Origin of the sequence: Streptomyces sp. AK02-01A (assembly GCF_033795305.1) — a bacterium.
In the GTDB taxonomy this organism is placed as follows: Bacteria; Actinomycetota; Actinomycetes; order Streptomycetales; family Streptomycetaceae; genus Streptomyces.
In genome coordinates this window covers 59,675-74,139 of sequence record NZ_JARBAE010000031.1, presented here as the reverse complement: position 1 = coordinate 74,139, position 14,465 = coordinate 59,675, and the positions used below count along the sequence as shown (strand labels likewise).

12 protein-coding genes are annotated in these 14,465 nt (G+C 70.7%); 5 read left to right on the top strand and 7 right to left on the bottom strand.

The genetic code is table 11. The features are described from left to right. Nucleotides 1-75: 75 nt before the first annotated feature. On the top strand, nt 76-561 hold the full coding sequence (locus PV679_RS25250) for an NUDIX domain-containing protein (RefSeq protein WP_319682677.1): 486 nt from the start codon (nt 76-78) through the stop codon (nt 559-561). A 117-nt stretch (nt 562-678) separates the two neighbouring features. On the opposite strand, the gene lnt is transcribed toward PV679_RS25250, so the two are convergent. Next, on the bottom strand, nt 679-2,289 hold the full coding sequence (gene lnt / locus PV679_RS25245; protein ID WP_319682676.1) for an apolipoprotein N-acyltransferase: 1,611 nt from the start codon (nt 2,287-2,289) through the stop codon (nt 679-681). Nucleotides 2,290-2,611: 322 nt separating this feature from the next. Between lnt and PV679_RS25240 the strand changes: the two genes are divergently transcribed. Then, nucleotides 2,612-2,977, top strand: coding sequence for a peptidoglycan-binding protein (locus PV679_RS25240; protein WP_319682675.1), 366 nt, complete (start codon nt 2,612-2,614; stop codon nt 2,975-2,977). A gap of 111 nt (nt 2,978-3,088) precedes the next feature. Here PV679_RS25240 and PV679_RS25235 read toward each other — a convergent pair whose 3' ends face one another. Both PV679_RS25235 and PV679_RS25230 read right to left on the bottom strand, forming a co-directional pair. Next, nucleotides 3,089-3,649 carry a hypothetical protein gene (locus tag PV679_RS25235; RefSeq protein ID WP_319682674.1) on the bottom strand — a complete coding sequence of 187 codons (561 nt, stop codon included), beginning with the start codon at nt 3,647-3,649 and terminating at the stop codon, nt 3,089-3,091. A 93-nt stretch (nt 3,650-3,742) separates the two neighbouring features. Next, the gene (locus tag PV679_RS25230) at nt 3,743-4,528 is read right to left on the bottom strand and encodes a glutamate racemase (protein ID WP_319682673.1); all 786 of its coding nucleotides are present in this window, start codon (nt 4,526-4,528) and stop codon (nt 3,743-3,745) included. A 58-nt stretch (nt 4,529-4,586) separates the two neighbouring features. On the opposite strand from PV679_RS25230, the gene PV679_RS25225 reads away from it, so the two are divergent. Beyond that, nucleotides 4,587-5,810, top strand: coding sequence for a glycosyltransferase (locus PV679_RS25225; protein ID WP_319682672.1), 1,224 nt, complete (start codon nt 4,587-4,589; stop codon nt 5,808-5,810). 45 nt (nt 5,811-5,855) lie between these two features. Here the strand turns inward: PV679_RS25225 and PV679_RS25220 are convergent, their stop codons facing one another. The 4 genes from PV679_RS25220 to PV679_RS25205 all read right to left on the bottom strand — a co-directional run bounded on the left by PV679_RS25220 (nt 5,856) and on the right by PV679_RS25205 (nt 11,026). Continuing rightward, nucleotides 5,856-7,121 carry a TerD family protein gene (locus PV679_RS25220; protein WP_319682671.1) on the bottom strand — a complete coding sequence of 422 codons (1,266 nt, stop codon included), beginning with the start codon at nt 7,119-7,121 and terminating at the stop codon, nt 5,856-5,858. A gap of 319 nt (nt 7,122-7,440) precedes the next feature. After that, nucleotides 7,441-9,747 carry an FtsX-like permease family protein gene (locus PV679_RS25215; RefSeq protein WP_319682670.1) on the bottom strand — a complete coding sequence of 769 codons (2,307 nt, stop codon included), beginning with the start codon at nt 9,745-9,747 and terminating at the stop codon, nt 7,441-7,443. Nucleotides 9,748-9,752: 5 nt separating this feature from the next. Further along, nucleotides 9,753-10,523: an ABC transporter ATP-binding protein gene (locus PV679_RS25210; protein WP_319682669.1), complete on the bottom strand. Its 771-nt coding sequence runs from the start codon at nt 10,521-10,523 to the stop codon at nt 9,753-9,755. Next, entirely contained in the window at nt 10,520-11,026 is a 507-nt protein-coding gene (locus tag PV679_RS25205) for a PadR family transcriptional regulator (protein ID WP_319682668.1), read from the bottom strand. The genes PV679_RS25210 and PV679_RS25205 overlap by 4 nt, the downstream gene beginning before the upstream one ends. 171 nt (nt 11,027-11,197) lie before the next feature. Here PV679_RS25205 and PV679_RS25200 point away from each other — a divergent pair, with 171 nt between their 5' ends. Then, a complete protein-coding gene (locus PV679_RS25200; protein WP_319682667.1) occupies nt 11,198-12,466 on the top strand; it encodes an ABC transporter substrate-binding protein in 1,269 nt (422 codons plus the stop codon). A 292-nt stretch (nt 12,467-12,758) separates the two neighbouring features. After that, complete coding sequence (locus PV679_RS25195; protein WP_416069798.1) at nt 12,759-14,453, top strand: glycoside hydrolase family 13 protein; 1,695 nt, start codon at nt 12,759-12,761, stop codon at nt 14,451-14,453. The last annotated feature ends 12 nt before the right edge of the window (nt 14,454-14,465 follow it).

Here is a 14,465-nt window from a genome sequence, read left to right as displayed (position 1 = left end):
GCCTGCTTGATCGTGGAAGAGAGCGACCTGCTTCGGCTCGGAGGGTGCTCCGCGAACGGGAGTTAGGATCTTTCGATGGCGACGCCCGAGTTCATCCGCACCATCCGTGCCTCCGCCGGTCACCAACTGCTCTTCCTGCCTGGTGTGACCGCCGTCGTATTCGACGACACCGGCAGAGTGCTGCTGGTCCGGCGTGCCGACACCGGCGCCTGGGATCTGGTGGGAGGCATTCCCGAGCCGGGAGAGCAGCCCGCCGCGACGGCCGTGCGGGAGGTGTATGAGGAGACCGCCGTGCGCTGTTCGGCGGAGCGCGTCGTGCTCGTACAGGCGCTGGAGCCGATGCGGTATCCGAACGACGACCGCTGCCAGTTCATGGACATCACCTTCCTGTGCCGGGCCACCGGCGGCGAGGCCCGGGTCAACGACGACGAGTCCTTGGAGGTCGGCTGGTTTTCCCTGGACGCGCTGCCCGGCCTCGGCGCGTACGCCTCGTTGCGGATCGAGCAGGCCCTTGCCGACAAGCCGACCTGGTTCGAGCCCGCGCCCGTGGAAGCCTCTTGACCGACGTCCGTTGAGCGAGGCCCGCCCGAGTGATCGCTCGGCCGACCGGGCCGTTCCGGCCGACCGATCCGTTCCGGGCGACCGGGCCGACCGGCCCGAGGACCGGCCGGACAGGACCTAACCGACCGCCGGACGGCGCCTGTCGCGTACGGAACGGACCGTCGCCCAGCCGAGACCGGCCACGGCCACCGCCACCAGCACGCCCTCGGGCAGTGTGCCGAGCCGGGTGGCCGGTGTGATCGAGGAGCGCAGCGGCACCTTGGCCACCAGCGCGCCGGGCACGAACATGCCGGTCTGCTCGACGATCTCGCCGTCCGGCCGGATGATCGCGCTGACGCCGCTGGTGACGGGGACGACCACGGTCCGGCTGTGCTCGACGGCCCGTACCCGTGACATCGCGAGCTGCTGGTAGGTCATCTCGCTGCGGTCGAAGGTGGCGTTGTTGCTGGGTACGGAGATGAGCTGGGCGCCATGGGTGACGGTGTCGCGTACGGCCCAGTCGAAGGCCGCCTCGTAACAGGTGGCGAGCCCGACCTCGGTGCCCGCGAGGTCGAAGACACCGGGCTTGCTGCCGCGGCCGAAGTCCCGGCTCACCATGTCGGCGTAGCCGGGGCTGATCGACCGCACCAGGGAGCGCATCGGAAGGTACTCGCCGAAGGGCTGGATCTGCCGTTTGTCGTATGTGTCCGTCGGGCCGCGCTCCGGATCCCACAGGATCTGCGTATTGCGCAGCGGTCCGGTCGGCGGACTGACCACGGCGCCGACGGAGATCGGCACACCGATCGCCTTGACGGCCTCGTCGATGACGAGCCGCGCGTCGGCGTTGCTGTACGGGTCGATGTCGGAGGAGTTCTCGGGCCACAGCACGAAGTCGGGCTGTGGCTCCTTTCCGGCCTTCACATCGGCGGCGAGCTGGAGGGTCCTGCGGACATGGTTGTCCAGGACCGCACGGCGCTGGGCGTTGAATTCGAGACCGGCCCGCGGCACATTGCCCTGCACGGCGGCGACGGTGGCGGTGCCGTCCTCGGCGGAGTCGTCCACGAGCGGCAGCGCGGCGAGCGCCGCCGCCACCGGGACGAGGACGGTGAGCGCGGCGGCGGCCGCGGCGCGGCGCGGTACCCGGCCGGACTTCCGGTACGCGAGGACCTGGCGCAGCGCCTCGTACAGCCCGAAGCCGCACAGGACGACGGCGAAGCCGAGCACCGGTGTCCCGCCGATCGCGGCGAGCGGCAGAAAGACACTGTCCGCCTGGCCGAAGGCGATCTTGCCCCACGGGAATCCGCCGAACGGCACGCGCGCGCGGACCGCCTCGCCGAGGATCCAGACGGCCGCGGCCCATACCGGCCACAGAGGAAGTCGCGTCACGGCCGCGATGCCCAGTCCGGTGAGAGCGACGAAGAGCGCCTCCACCGCGACCAGCGCGAGCCAGGGCCCCGGGCCGACCTCCGCGCCGGTCCAGACCAGGAGTGGCAGCAGAAAGCCCAGGCCGGCGAGGTAGCCGAGGCCGAGGCCCGCGCGCAGCCGGCGGCCGTACAGGCTCCAGGCGAGCAGCGCGAAGGCCGGCAGTGCCAGCCACCACAGCGCGCGGGGCGGAAAGCTCGTGTAGAGCAGTACGCCGGACAGCGCCGCGGCGCCGGGCCTGGCGAGCCGCCGCAGCAGCTTCCGCCCGCCCCGGCCGGGATCGGAGGCGGGCGGAGGGGTCTCGACGGGGGTCATGGTGGCGCTCACCTGGCGGAGTCTACGGCGGTCGGCTGTGGCTCGCCGTCCGCGTCCTCCGGGCGAGGAGGCCGGTGTGGGCTCCGGTTGGCTCATGATCGGCCGGTGACGCGTCGCGGGGGCGTGGCCGAGGAGATCCGCGCCCTGCCACGCGCGGCGTGCGCCGTAAGCGGCGTGACCGATTCCGCGCCGCGGTCTTGTTCACCACTTCCGCGACCCAACACAACGCCGTTAATACTCGACACGGCGTTGACTCCTTACATCGCGCTTACGAGTCTGGAGAGGGAGGCGGGCAGCGGCTCGCATCCGGATGCCAATTGAAGGAGAAACCGTCATGAGCTCTCGTCTGCGCACCACAGTGGTTTCGGCTTCGGTCGGGCTGGGGGCGGTGATTCTGGCTCTCGTCCCGTCCGGTGCGGGAGCGGCCTCCGACACGGACGGCCGGGCGACGGCCGCGCGGTCCGCGGCCACATGGTGCGGCTACTACAGCGGTACGGCGCTCACGCGGCGGGGCGACACCGGCAGTCACGTCCGTGAAGTGCAGTGTCTGCTCAACAAACAGGCCGGCAGGAAGATCGTGGAGGTGGACGGGATCTTCGGTCCCCGGACCGAGGGCTGGGTCGAGAGTTATCAGCGCTACCGGGGGCTCGACGACGAGGGTCTGGTAGGAGTCAGGACCTGGGCGGCCCTTCGCCGCTGACCACCGCCGCCATACGGACCGCCGACGCGTAGGCACTGCCAACCGGCTCTCTGCGGAGGCCGGTTGGCGGTGTCCGCGGACACCGCTTCGGCCCGGACGGGATCCGTCCCGTCAGCCGCCGGCCGGATTGGGCTTGGCGGCGAGGCTCAGTCGTTTACGGATGAACCGCACCGCCGCCTCCGCGTCGTCCACCGTCACCGTGAAGGTCCTGCCGTCACCCATTTTGAGGACAAGGGCTTCGCCACGGCGTACCACCACCGCCGTGCCCATCTCGGGGCGCCAGCGGTAGCCCCAGCCGCCCCACTGGCACGGTGTGACTTTCGGCACGAAGTCGGCGTCCACGACATGCGCGAGCTGAATACGGCGGCGGGGCAGGCCCATATGCCCGCAGCGCACTTCCAGGGAATCGCCTTCGACCCGTACGGCCACATGGACGAAGGCCAGCGTGCCGAAGAGCATCAGCAGGCCGGCCGCCACACAGCCGATGACGGACATCAGCAGGGCCGCTATACCGGAATCCCAGGTGGAGTTGACGGCCAGCTCCACACCGAGCGCGACGCACGCGACGCCCGCGGCCGCGAGCAGCCACTGCACACGATTGGTGGCACGGCCGGTCCAGGTCTCAGGCAGGGGCTCATCGGCGTGGCCCTCTTGCCGGGGGTGCTCCCTCATGCCTTGCACATTACCCAGGTTCCGCCGGAAGGGGAGTCCCGTGGCAGCGGGAAGCCATCGGACCGCTGTCCCGCGATCCGGTGCGTACCGACGTCAGTGCACCTGGCTGAGTGCGGCGAGAAGCCGTCCCTCGGCGTAGGCCATTGCGGGACTCGGGAGGACGGACTCGCGCCCATTGAGCAGCACCGTGAGCCGGGCTCCCGGCAGAGCCGCCGGTACGGGCCCGCCGCCGATACGGCGCAGTGTCTGCGCGGCGACGGCGTCGGCCGAGCCATACAGGACGACGGGCGGCAGGCCGGGCTGCTGGACCGCGGCGCGGATGCGTTCGGCGACCAGCTCGTAATGCGTGCAGCCCAGGACGACGGCCCTGGCGTCGCGCGGTGTGACGGCGGCCGCCGCGGCCACCGCGCGGTTGATAGCGGCCTCGTCGGCGTGCTGGACGGCGTCGGCCAGCCCGGGGCAGGCGACCTCGGTGACCTCGGCGGACGAGGCGAAGTCATCGATCAGGCCGCGCTGGTAGGGGCTGCCGGTGGTGGCCGGAGTGGCCCAGATCACGACCGGTCCGCCGCCGGCCGCCGCGGGCTTGATCGCCGGGACCGTACCGATGACCGGCAGCCTCGGCTCCAGCTCGGCCCTGAGCGCGGGCAGGGCGTGCACCGACGCGGTGTTGCAGGCGACGATCAGCGCGTCGGGCCGGTACTCGGCGGCCGCCCGTGCGACGGCGAGCGCGCGCTCGGTCACATCCTGAGGGCTGCGCGGGCCCCAGGGCATGCCGTCGGGGTCCGAGGAGAGCACGAGATCGGCGTCCGGTCGCAGCCGGCGCACCGCGGCGGCCGTCGGGAGCAGGCCGATTCCGGAGTCCATGAGCGCGATCTTCACCCGGTCACCTTAGTCGACCGTGCTCGCGGCCCCGGCAATGTGCGGCAGACTGCGGCCAATGAGCGCCATTGCCTGGATCGCCGTGGGTTCGCTGGCCGCGTGGGGCTGGCTGTTGCTGGGTCAGGGATTCTTCTGGCGGACGGACCAGCGGCTGCCCGCGCGTGAGGACCTCGCGGATCTCGCGGCGCCTGAGAACGCCGACGCCGACGCCCGGGACGACCGGCGGCGGTGGCCGTATGTCGCGGTCGTCGTACCGGCGCGGGACGAGGCCGCGGTGCTGCCGCTGAGCCTGCCGTCGCTGCTGGCCCAGGTGTATCCCGGCAGGGCCGAGATCTTCCTTGTCGACGACGGCAGCACGGACGGCACGGCTGCGCTGGCGCGTGATCTGTCCGACAAGTACGGCGGTCTGCCACTGACGATCGTCTCGCCCGGCGAGCCCGAGCCCGGCTGGACGGGAAAGCTGTGGGCGCTGCGGCACGGCATCACGCTGGCCCGGGCCGGCCGGCCCGAGTATCTGCTGCTGACGGACGCCGATATCGCCCATGAGCCGGACAGTCTGCGGGAGCTGGTCGCCGCCGCCAGGACGAACGGGCTGGACCTGGTCTCGCAGATGGCGCGGCTGCGGGTCGCGAGCGGGTGGGAGAAGCTCGTCGTGCCGGCCTTCGTGTACTTCTTCGCTCAGCTCTATCCGTTCCGCTGGATCAACCGCCCCGGCGCACGCACGGCGGCCGCGGCCGGCGGATGTGTGCTGCTGCGTACGGAGGCCGCCGAGCGCGCGCGGCTGCCCGAGTCGATCCGGCAGGCCGTGATCGACGATGTGGCACTGGCGCGGGCGGTACGGCGCGGCGGCGGCCGGATCTGGCTGGGACTGGCGGAGCGGGTGGACAGTGTGCGTCCGTATCCGCGGCTGGCCGACCTGTGGCGGATGGTCTCGCGCAGTGCGTACGCGCAGCTCCGGCACAATCCGCTGCTGCTCGCGGGCACCGTGGCGGGGCTCGCGGTCATCTATCTGGTGCCCGTCGCCGCGCTGGGCGACGGCGTGTTCGGCGGCGACGGGGCCGCCGGGTGGCTGGGGTTCGCGGCGTGGGCGGTGATGACGGGAACGTACATCCCGATGCTGCGCTACTACCGGCAGTCGCTGTGGCTGGCTCCGCTGCTGCCGTTGACGGCGTTGCTCTACCTTCTGATGACGGTCGATTCGGCCGTGCGGCACTACCGGGGCCGCGGCGCGGCCTGGAAGGGTCGTACCTATGCCAGACCCGAGGCCGCGCCGGACCGCTGACGGACATCGCGCGAGCGCGGTACGCCGGTCGGCGGCTTGCGTACGTCACTTCCGGCCGGGCGTCCAGTTCATGCCCCAGCCATAGGCGTAATCGACGGTGCGCTGCGGACTGACTCCGCGTTCCGGTACCAGAAAGCGCGCTTCCCGCTGGACGACGAGGTCGGAACCGGTATTGGTGATCAGGGCCAGCGAGCAGACCGTCGAAGGCACCGTGCATTCACCGAGCGAGAAGTCGATCGCGGCCCCGTGCTGGGGCTGGAGAGTGACCGTCGCGTCCAGATCCGCGAAACTGCGCGCGCCTTCATAGATGGTGACGAAGATGACGACGCGGCGCAGCCGGTCCTTGTGGTCGAGGTTGATGGTGAGGTTCTCGCCGCTGGAGACCGCGCCGGTGCGGTCGTCTCCGTCGAGATGGATGTAGGGCGGTTGGCCGAGCGCGCCGAAGGCGTTGCCCAGCGCCTGGACCACACCTTTGCGGCCGTCGGTCAGTTCGTAGAGCGCGCACAGATCAAGATCGAGATCGCCTTGTACGGCGACGGCGCGGCCCAGTTTGGCGGCCCAGCCCTTGAACTGTTTGCGCACTTGCCAGTTCAGGTTCACCCGCATCGTGCCGGATGTGCCGCCCTGTTTGGCCAGGGAAACGGTCGGTGCGTCCTTCGTCAGTGTCACCTTGCTGAGCCGGACGGGCGTGGGAGCGGAGGCGGGAGTCGCGGTGGCGGAGGCGGGCGCCGGACTCACGGCGGGAACGGCCGGGGCCGCGGCGGTCGCGTGGCGCGGCTCGTCGACCGAGATACCGAAATCCGTGGCCAGTCCCGCGAGCCCGCTGCTGTAGCCCTGCCCGACGGCCCGGAACTTCCAGCTTCCCTGGCGCCGGTACAGCTCACCGAGGACGAACGCCGTCTCGACGGTCGCGTCCTGGCTGTCGTACCGCGCGATCTCGGTGCCGGCCGCCGCGTCCAGCACGCGCACATGGAGACCCCGCACCTGGCCGAAGCCGCCGCCGTCGGCGGAGGCGGCCAGGACGATCCGTTCCACGGCGGGCTCGACCCGCCCGAGGTCGACCGTCAGTGTGTCCGTGACGCCGTCCGCTCCGGTCCGCTTGCCTTCGTGGTGTACGGCTCCGGACGCGTGCGACGGCTGGTTGTAGAAGACGAAGTCCGCGTCCGAGCGGACCTTTCCGGAAACGAGCAGCAGCGCCGAGGCGTCGACATCCGGCGCGCCCGGTGCCGAACGCCATCCCAATTCCACGCGGACAGCCGGCGCGGCTACCGGAAGATTGGCTCCTTTAAGCATGGACATGCTCGCCCCCATCGCGAGTCGGGTGCCCGAAGTTTCCGTCCCGCCAGCCTAAGGGCTGCCCCGTAATCCCTGGTGGATCGCGAGGCGGAGGGGCGGGCGTCGTCGATGGACTGGGTGTACAAGGTACGGAGAGGGCACTTGCCTGTTCGGTGGCCCAGGACGTGTCTGACACATCCCGCCTGGCCTGCGACGTCTGGCACGCACGCTCACCGCGTTGTCGGAGTCATCCGAGTACGTCCAGTACACGGATGATCCTCCGCCTTGGGATCGCACGCACCAGACGTCGCAGGCCCCGCCCTCCGGGGGGACGGCGCCATGTGTCAGACACGTCCTAGGACCCGCTGATCATGTCGCGCGGCCCTCGGGCGGCGGTGGAACGCGTCGCGGGCAGGACGCACGCGGCGGCCGCGATACCCACCGACACACAGGCGAGCAGCGACAGAACGCCTCGGGACGGCGGTCGGGCGATGCCGGCGCCGAGTCCGCTCGATCCGCCCTGGAGATCGATGAGCCAGCTTGAGAGCGGGACCCCCAGCCCGATGCCCAGTACCGCCGCGGCCAGGGCCAGCAGTCCGATCTGGGCGACCATGATTCCCGCTGCCTGATGGGGCATCAGACCCACGGCCCGGTAGGCGCGCAGATCCCGGGAGTGGTCACGGACCGAGGTGAAGACGGCGGTGGACAACTCCGCCAGACCGATGAGCGACAGAACCACGACAAGGCCGACGATCACTCCGCGGACGGGCGAGAGATCGGGGGCCGAGCCGGTGACGGAGCGGATCTCCAAGGTGCCGTGCGAGGACCTGGCGAGGGCCTCCCCCACCGCGCCGGGCTGTTCGCCGTCGCGCAGCTCAAGGCTGTAGTAGGCGGGTGTGATGCCGGTGTCCTGAGCATGCAGTGTGTCGTACGTGGTGGATATGACGCGGCCGTTGTCCTCGGTCTCGATGCAGCGGCCCACGATGTGCAGGATGTGCGGAGTGCCGCCCACGGTCAGCCGGACCCACTGGCCGACGGACACGTCCAGGGCGTCCAGCAGCCCCTGGCCAGCCACGGCTTCGCCGGGACCGGTGGGAGCCCGGCCCGCGACCACGGCGAACGGGTACGGAAGCGCCGCCGTCCCCAGACCGCGCAGCGTGACCGATTCGGACTGGCCGGGAGCGAGTGCGGCCAGTTCGATGCCGGGGTGCACGGCGGCCACACCGGGGCCGTTGTCGAGGGACCGGACCGCCACCGCGTCCGAAACGCCGTTGGGCCGGACGATGAGCTGACCGGCGAGGCCGACCTCTCCCGGGCTGTGTTCGAGCCGGTCGACGGTGGCCCAGGTGGCGAAGGCCACCGTGGCGATGAGGATGGGCAGGGCGAGCCGCAGGACGACGGCCGCCGATCGGCCGGGCCGGTGCAGGACGGCGCGGGCGCCCAGGACCAGTGCGGGCGGGATGTGCGCGCGAAGCGCCACCCTGGCCGCCCCTGACATTCTGCGGCGCCCCGGCGCGGCGGTCCTGGCGGCGGGGATCGACGGGACACGGCCGGCCCGCCAGGCGGCGAGGGTCGTGGCGGAGGCGATCACCACCGTGGTGGCCACGGAGACGGCGGGAACCGTCCAGGTGTGCTCGGGCAGCGCCCGCCAGACCTCCATGGCCTCACTGAGGGAGCCGGGGCCCAGGGGGCCGAGGACCTCCGTGGCGGCCACTCCGCAGAGCACTCCGAGGACGGCGAGGAACACGTGCTGGAGCAGGAACATGGCCACGACCTGGCCGGGAGTGAAGCCGATCGCCTTCAGTACGGAGATGTCGCGCGCGTGCGCGAGGACCCGGGCACCGACGCCTCCGGTGACCGCGATGGCCGCGGCCAGCAGCGCTCCGAGTCCGAACAGGCCGACGAGCAGCCCGCGCAGATGGTTGTCGCCCTCGGCGTCGGCACGGGCGTCCTGCCAGGTGGACACGTCCACGACCTGCGCCGGTCCGACCGCCGCGACGGCCCTCTGAACGACGAAGCCGGTGTCCCCGGGGTCGGCGAGCCGCAGGCCGAGGGTCTTGCCGGAGTCGCCGGTACGGAAGGCGAGCTCGTCGACCACCTCGGGGTCCGCCCAGCCGATGCCGGGCGAGTCGCCGTCCGTGTAGGCGGGTTCCGCGGTCTCGGCGATGCCTACGACACGCAGGCTGCGGGCGGCGCCGTCCCGGGGCAGGCTGATCCGGTCACCGGGTTCGACCCACAGCGCCGTGGCGAGGGACTTTTCGAGGACGATGCCGTCCCCTGGCGCGCTGTTCAGCCAGCGCCCGCTGTCGATCTCGGGGCGCCCGACGGCCGGAGGCGTCGCCCCGGCCGCGCGCAGATCGAGAACGGCCTGATCGGGGCCGTTGCTCACGGTGACCGAAACGGTCCGGAACGGACCGGAGACAGCGGTGACGCCGTCCAGGCCGCTCAGCGCCGAGGTGTCGGCGGCACTGTCGACGCGCATCCAGACATGGGCTCCCCGGGTGGCGGCGAAGAGTCGCTGCCAGGGATCGGCCGCGTAGACGAGCAGGGCCACGGAGATCAGCAGAGCGGCGGTGATGCCTCCGGTGGCGAGGAGGAGGGAGACAGCCTGGCCGCGGTGGGTGCGCAGGTCCGCCAGCGCCCAGCGGGTGAGAGCTCGCATCCCGGTCAGCCCAGGAGCCGGACGACGTCCGCCGCGGCCTGGCCGCTCGCGGGAAGTTCCTCGAAGGAGATGTCGTCGACGACCCGTCCGTCGTGGAGGCTGATGACGCGGTCGGCGCCGCTGGCCACATTGGCGTCGTGGGTGACCAGCACAATGGTCTGACCGTGCCTGTGGTGTCGCGAAAGCAGCCGGAGCACCTCGCGGGTGCCCTTGCTGTCGAGGCTGCCGGTCGGCTCGTCGGCCAGCAACAGGCTCGGGCGGTTGATGAGCGCGCGGGCCAGCGCGACGCGCTGCTGCTCACCGCCGGCCAGGTCGCCCGGAGTGCTGTCTTCCTTGCCTTCCAGGCCGAGTTCGGCCAGCAGTTCCTTGCGGTCCTCCCTGACCTGGCGAGGCGGCCGGCCGGCGAGCAGGCCGGGCAGTTCCACATTGTCGGCGACCGTCAGCGTGGAGACGAGGTTGAAGAACTGGAAGACGATGCCGACGCCGCGGCGCCGCAGGGTCGCCCAGCGGGCTTCGCTGAGGGTGTCGACCCGGCGCCCGTCGAGCCATATCCGGCCCCGGTCGGGCCGTTCCAGGCCGCCCAGCAGATGCAGCAAGGTCGACTTCCCGGCTCCCGAGGGACCGGTGACGGCGACGAACTCGCCGGCCCGTACGCGCAGGTCGACGCCGCGCACGGCGCGTACCTCGGCACCGTCCACGCGGTGGGTCTTGACGAGGCCCTCGACGACCAGGACGTCTCCGGCGGCCCGGCCGCCGGGTGGCTCGTTCCGCTTCATTCCATCTCCTCCTGGCATCGCTCAAGCCAGTCCAGGTCAGCCTGTAGATGCAACATGGCGCCCTCGATGAGAAGTTGGGCGACACGGTTGTCCCGGTCCTCCGTGGCTGCCAGCCGGGACATGGCGCGCATCAGGTTGAGATAGTGGCGGCGCTGTCTGTTGATCAGGCCGATCTGATCGGCGACGCCGGTCAGCGGGGCGAGTGCCAGTTTCATGAAGAACTCGTCGCGTACCCGCGGCTCGTCCGAGGTCTGCTCGAACCAGGCCGCGACCGCTTCGTGGCCCGCTTCGGTGAGTTCGTAGATGCGTTTGTTCGGTCTGCTGGACTGCTCTACCGCCTCTCCCCGGATGAGTCCCGCTTTCTCCAGACGGGTGAGAGTCACATAGACCTGTCCGACGTTCGGCTGAGGGTAGGCCGAGCCGAACAGGGTCTCAAGACTTTGTTTGAGTTCGTATCCGTGCGCCGGCCCCTTCGCCAGGAGCGCCAGCAGGGGAAGACGCATGGGGCTCAGCCTCCTCCACTCTCCCCGTGTCGCCGGTGCGGGCACCGGTGGCTCGGCGGCGGCTGCCACCCAGGCCGTATCCAGGCCTAGTATCCCGCATGCTCAGCAGGTATAGATAACAGCTCGGGCGGCGGCGAAAAATCACGTCTGTCGGCCCCTGAGGAGGAGCGCATGCGGTGGTCGCGGGCCGCGCGGCGGGGCATGCTGATCGCCGCACTACTGCTGGCGGGTTATGCGGGCAGCGGCACATCAGCGGCCGGACCGGCCGACAGCAGAGGCCCCATCACGCTCGCGACCGGCCGAGACCTGACGGGTTATCTCCAGCAGGTGCTCGACGGGTGGAACAGTACCCACCCGGACGAGCCCGTGAAACTGGTGCAACTGCCCGAGGCCGCCGACGAGGTGCATGCCCAGATGGCGGACAGCCTGCGGTCCGGCAGCGGTCGCTTCGACGTCCTCAACATCGACGTGGCGTGGACCTCGGAATTCGCGGGAGCCGGCTGGATCGCCCCGCTGGACCCGGCCGCGCTGCCGCTGAAAAGCCTGCTTCCCTCGGTGCTGGACACCGCGACCTTCCGTGGCCGGCTCTACGCCGCGCCGTATGTCACCAACGCCGGACTGCTCTACTACCGCAAGGACATACTGGACCGCGCCGGCCTGGAACCGCCGCGCACCTGGGCCGATTTGGAGCGCGACGCGGCGACTGTCGCCCCGCGGTACGGACTGGCCGGGTACGCGGGCCAGTTCCTGCCGTACGAGGGACTGACGGTCAATGTGGACGAGGCCGTGGAGTCGGCCGGCGGGACGATCCTCGGCCCGGACGGCCGGACGGTGACGGTGGAGTCGGCCGCCGCCCGTGAGGGGCTGGACTTCCTGATGCGAGGGGTCCGGGAGGGCTGGATTCCCGAGGAGGCCCTGACGTACAAGGAGGAGGAGTCCCGCCGGGCGTTCCAGGACGGCGGTCTGCTGTTCCTGCGCAACTGGCCCTACGTGTACGACATGGCGTCGGCACCCGGCTCCGAGGTGGCGGGCAAGTTCGCAGTGGCGCCGCTGCCGGGGCCCGACGGGCCGGGGGCGAGCGTCCTCGGCGGCTCCAACCTCGCGGTCGACGTCCACTCGCGTCATCCGCGGACGGCGGCCGATGTGCTCGCCTACCTGACGAGCGAGGACGTACAGCGGCAGGTGCTGACCCATGGTTCGCTGCCGCCGGTGTGGGCCGACCTCTACTCGGATCCCGAACTGACGGCGCGGTACCCGTATCTGCCGGTGCTGGAGCAGAGCGTGAAGACGGCCAAGCCGCGTCCCAAGAGCGCCGAGTACGAACAGGTGAGCCTCGCGGTGGCCGCGGTCACCAGCGACGCCCTGCGGGGGCATGCGTCCGCCCGGGCCTCGATCGCCCGGCTGGACCGGGAGTTGCGGCGCATCGTATCCCGCGACTGAGGTGACGCGGACCGCCGCCATCTCCGCCATTTCTTAGTTACCTGTTAAGTAGCAGAGACTCTCACGGCCTGTGCACATATGGGCTTCAACCAGGGCTTTACACACACCTCTGCGCCCGTTTTCATCGAAACCTTGCGCCACAGCGTTGACACCTGCTGGTTGCACGTACTTAACATGCATGCATAACAGCAGCGGCGCTTCCCGGCCGCCGGTCCGCGCTTCCCAGCGCATCGCTGTTGCTCACGACTCCGCGCCGACGCCGCTCGCGCGCCCGGAATCAGGATGGTGTCAGGTGCTACGAGCCCCCTCGGCGGTCGAGTCGGTCTCCCCCGTCATCGACGGCGGCCCGCCGCCGGGCCAGTGGTGGCGGGACGCGGTGCTCTACCAGGTCTACATCCGCAGTTTCCTCGACAGCACCGGTGACGGTGTGGGCGACCTCGCGGGAGTTCGCGCCGGTCTGCCCTACCTCAGCAAACTGGGCGTGGACGGCATCTGGCTGAGCCCGTTCTATCCCTCTCCGCAGCACGACCACGGCTATGACGTCACCGACTACTGCGCCGTGGACGGCGTCTACGGCGACCTCGCCGAATTCGACCGCCTCGTGACCGACACCCATCGCCTCGGCATGCGCGTGGTCATCGACATCGTGCCCAACCACTGTTCCAGCGAGCACCTGTGGTTCCGGGCGGCGCTGGCGAGCCCTCCCAACAGCTCCGCACGGGCGATGTTCCACTTCGCCGACGGACGCGGCACGGACGGCGAACTGCCTCCGAACAACTGGCGTGCGATGTTCGGCGGTCCCGCCTGGTCCCGTGTCACAGAGGCAGATGGCAGCCCCGGACAGTGGTATCTGCACCTGTTCACACCGGAGCAGCCGGACCTCAACTGGCGTGACCCGCGCGTCGGTCACTACTTCGAGCAGGTACTGCGCTTCTGGCTCGACCGAGGTGTGGACGGTTTCCGTATCGATGTGGCGACCGGTCTGTTCCGCCACCCGGAGCTGCCGGACTCGCCCGACCCCGAGGCCGATGAGCGCACCCGTGACTCCGTCAACCCGCTCGCCTGGAACCAGCCCGAGGTGCACCACGTGTGGCGCGACTGGCGCGCGATCTGCGAGGCGTACACCTCCCGCGACGGCCGGGAACGCCTGCTGGTGGGCGAGGTTTCCGTCAGGACGGCCGCCGACCAGGCCCGCTATGTGCGCCCCGACGAACTGCACCAGGCGTTCTTCTTCGACCTGCTCAGCGCCCCGTGGAACGCGGACACCTTCCGGCGGACCATCGGCGAGGCGCTCCGGGACATCGCCGGCACCGGCTCCACCGTCACCTGGGTGCTCAACAACCACGACCAGGTCAGGAGCGTCACACGGTACGGCGGCGAGGCGGGCGTCTTCGGCGCCACCCGCGCCCGGGCCGCCGCACTGCTGATGCTGGCGCTGCCCGGGGCCGCCTATATCTATCAGGGCGAGGAACTCGGCCTGCCCGAGGTGGTCGACCTGCCGGACGAGGCGCTGACCGACCCGATCTTCCGCAGGACCGGCAGCCGCCGCTACGTCCGCGACGGCTGCCGTGTGCCGCTGCCGTGGTCGGGACACGCCTCGCCCTTCGGCTTCACCGAGGAGGGCAGCACCGCACAGCCGTGGCTGCCGCAGCCCGCGTGGTTCGCCGAACACACCACGGACCGTGCGCTGCTGGACACCAGTTCCTTCTGGCACCTGTACCGCGACGCGCTGAGTCTGCGGGCACGACTGCCGCAGCTCGGTGAGGGCGATCTGCGCTGGCTCGACTCTCCGCCGGAGGTACTGGCGTTCATACGCGGCGACGGACTGCTCTGCACGGTCAACTTCGGCGAGGAGGCCGTTCCCGCGCCTCTCCAGGGCACTCCGCTGCTCTCCAGCGCTCCCTGCCCGCCCGGCGTACTGCCCGGCAACACGGCCGCGTGGTGGATCGACACCACCGGCGTCCTCGGATCCGTCGGCGAACCGTAATCCCGCCGAACC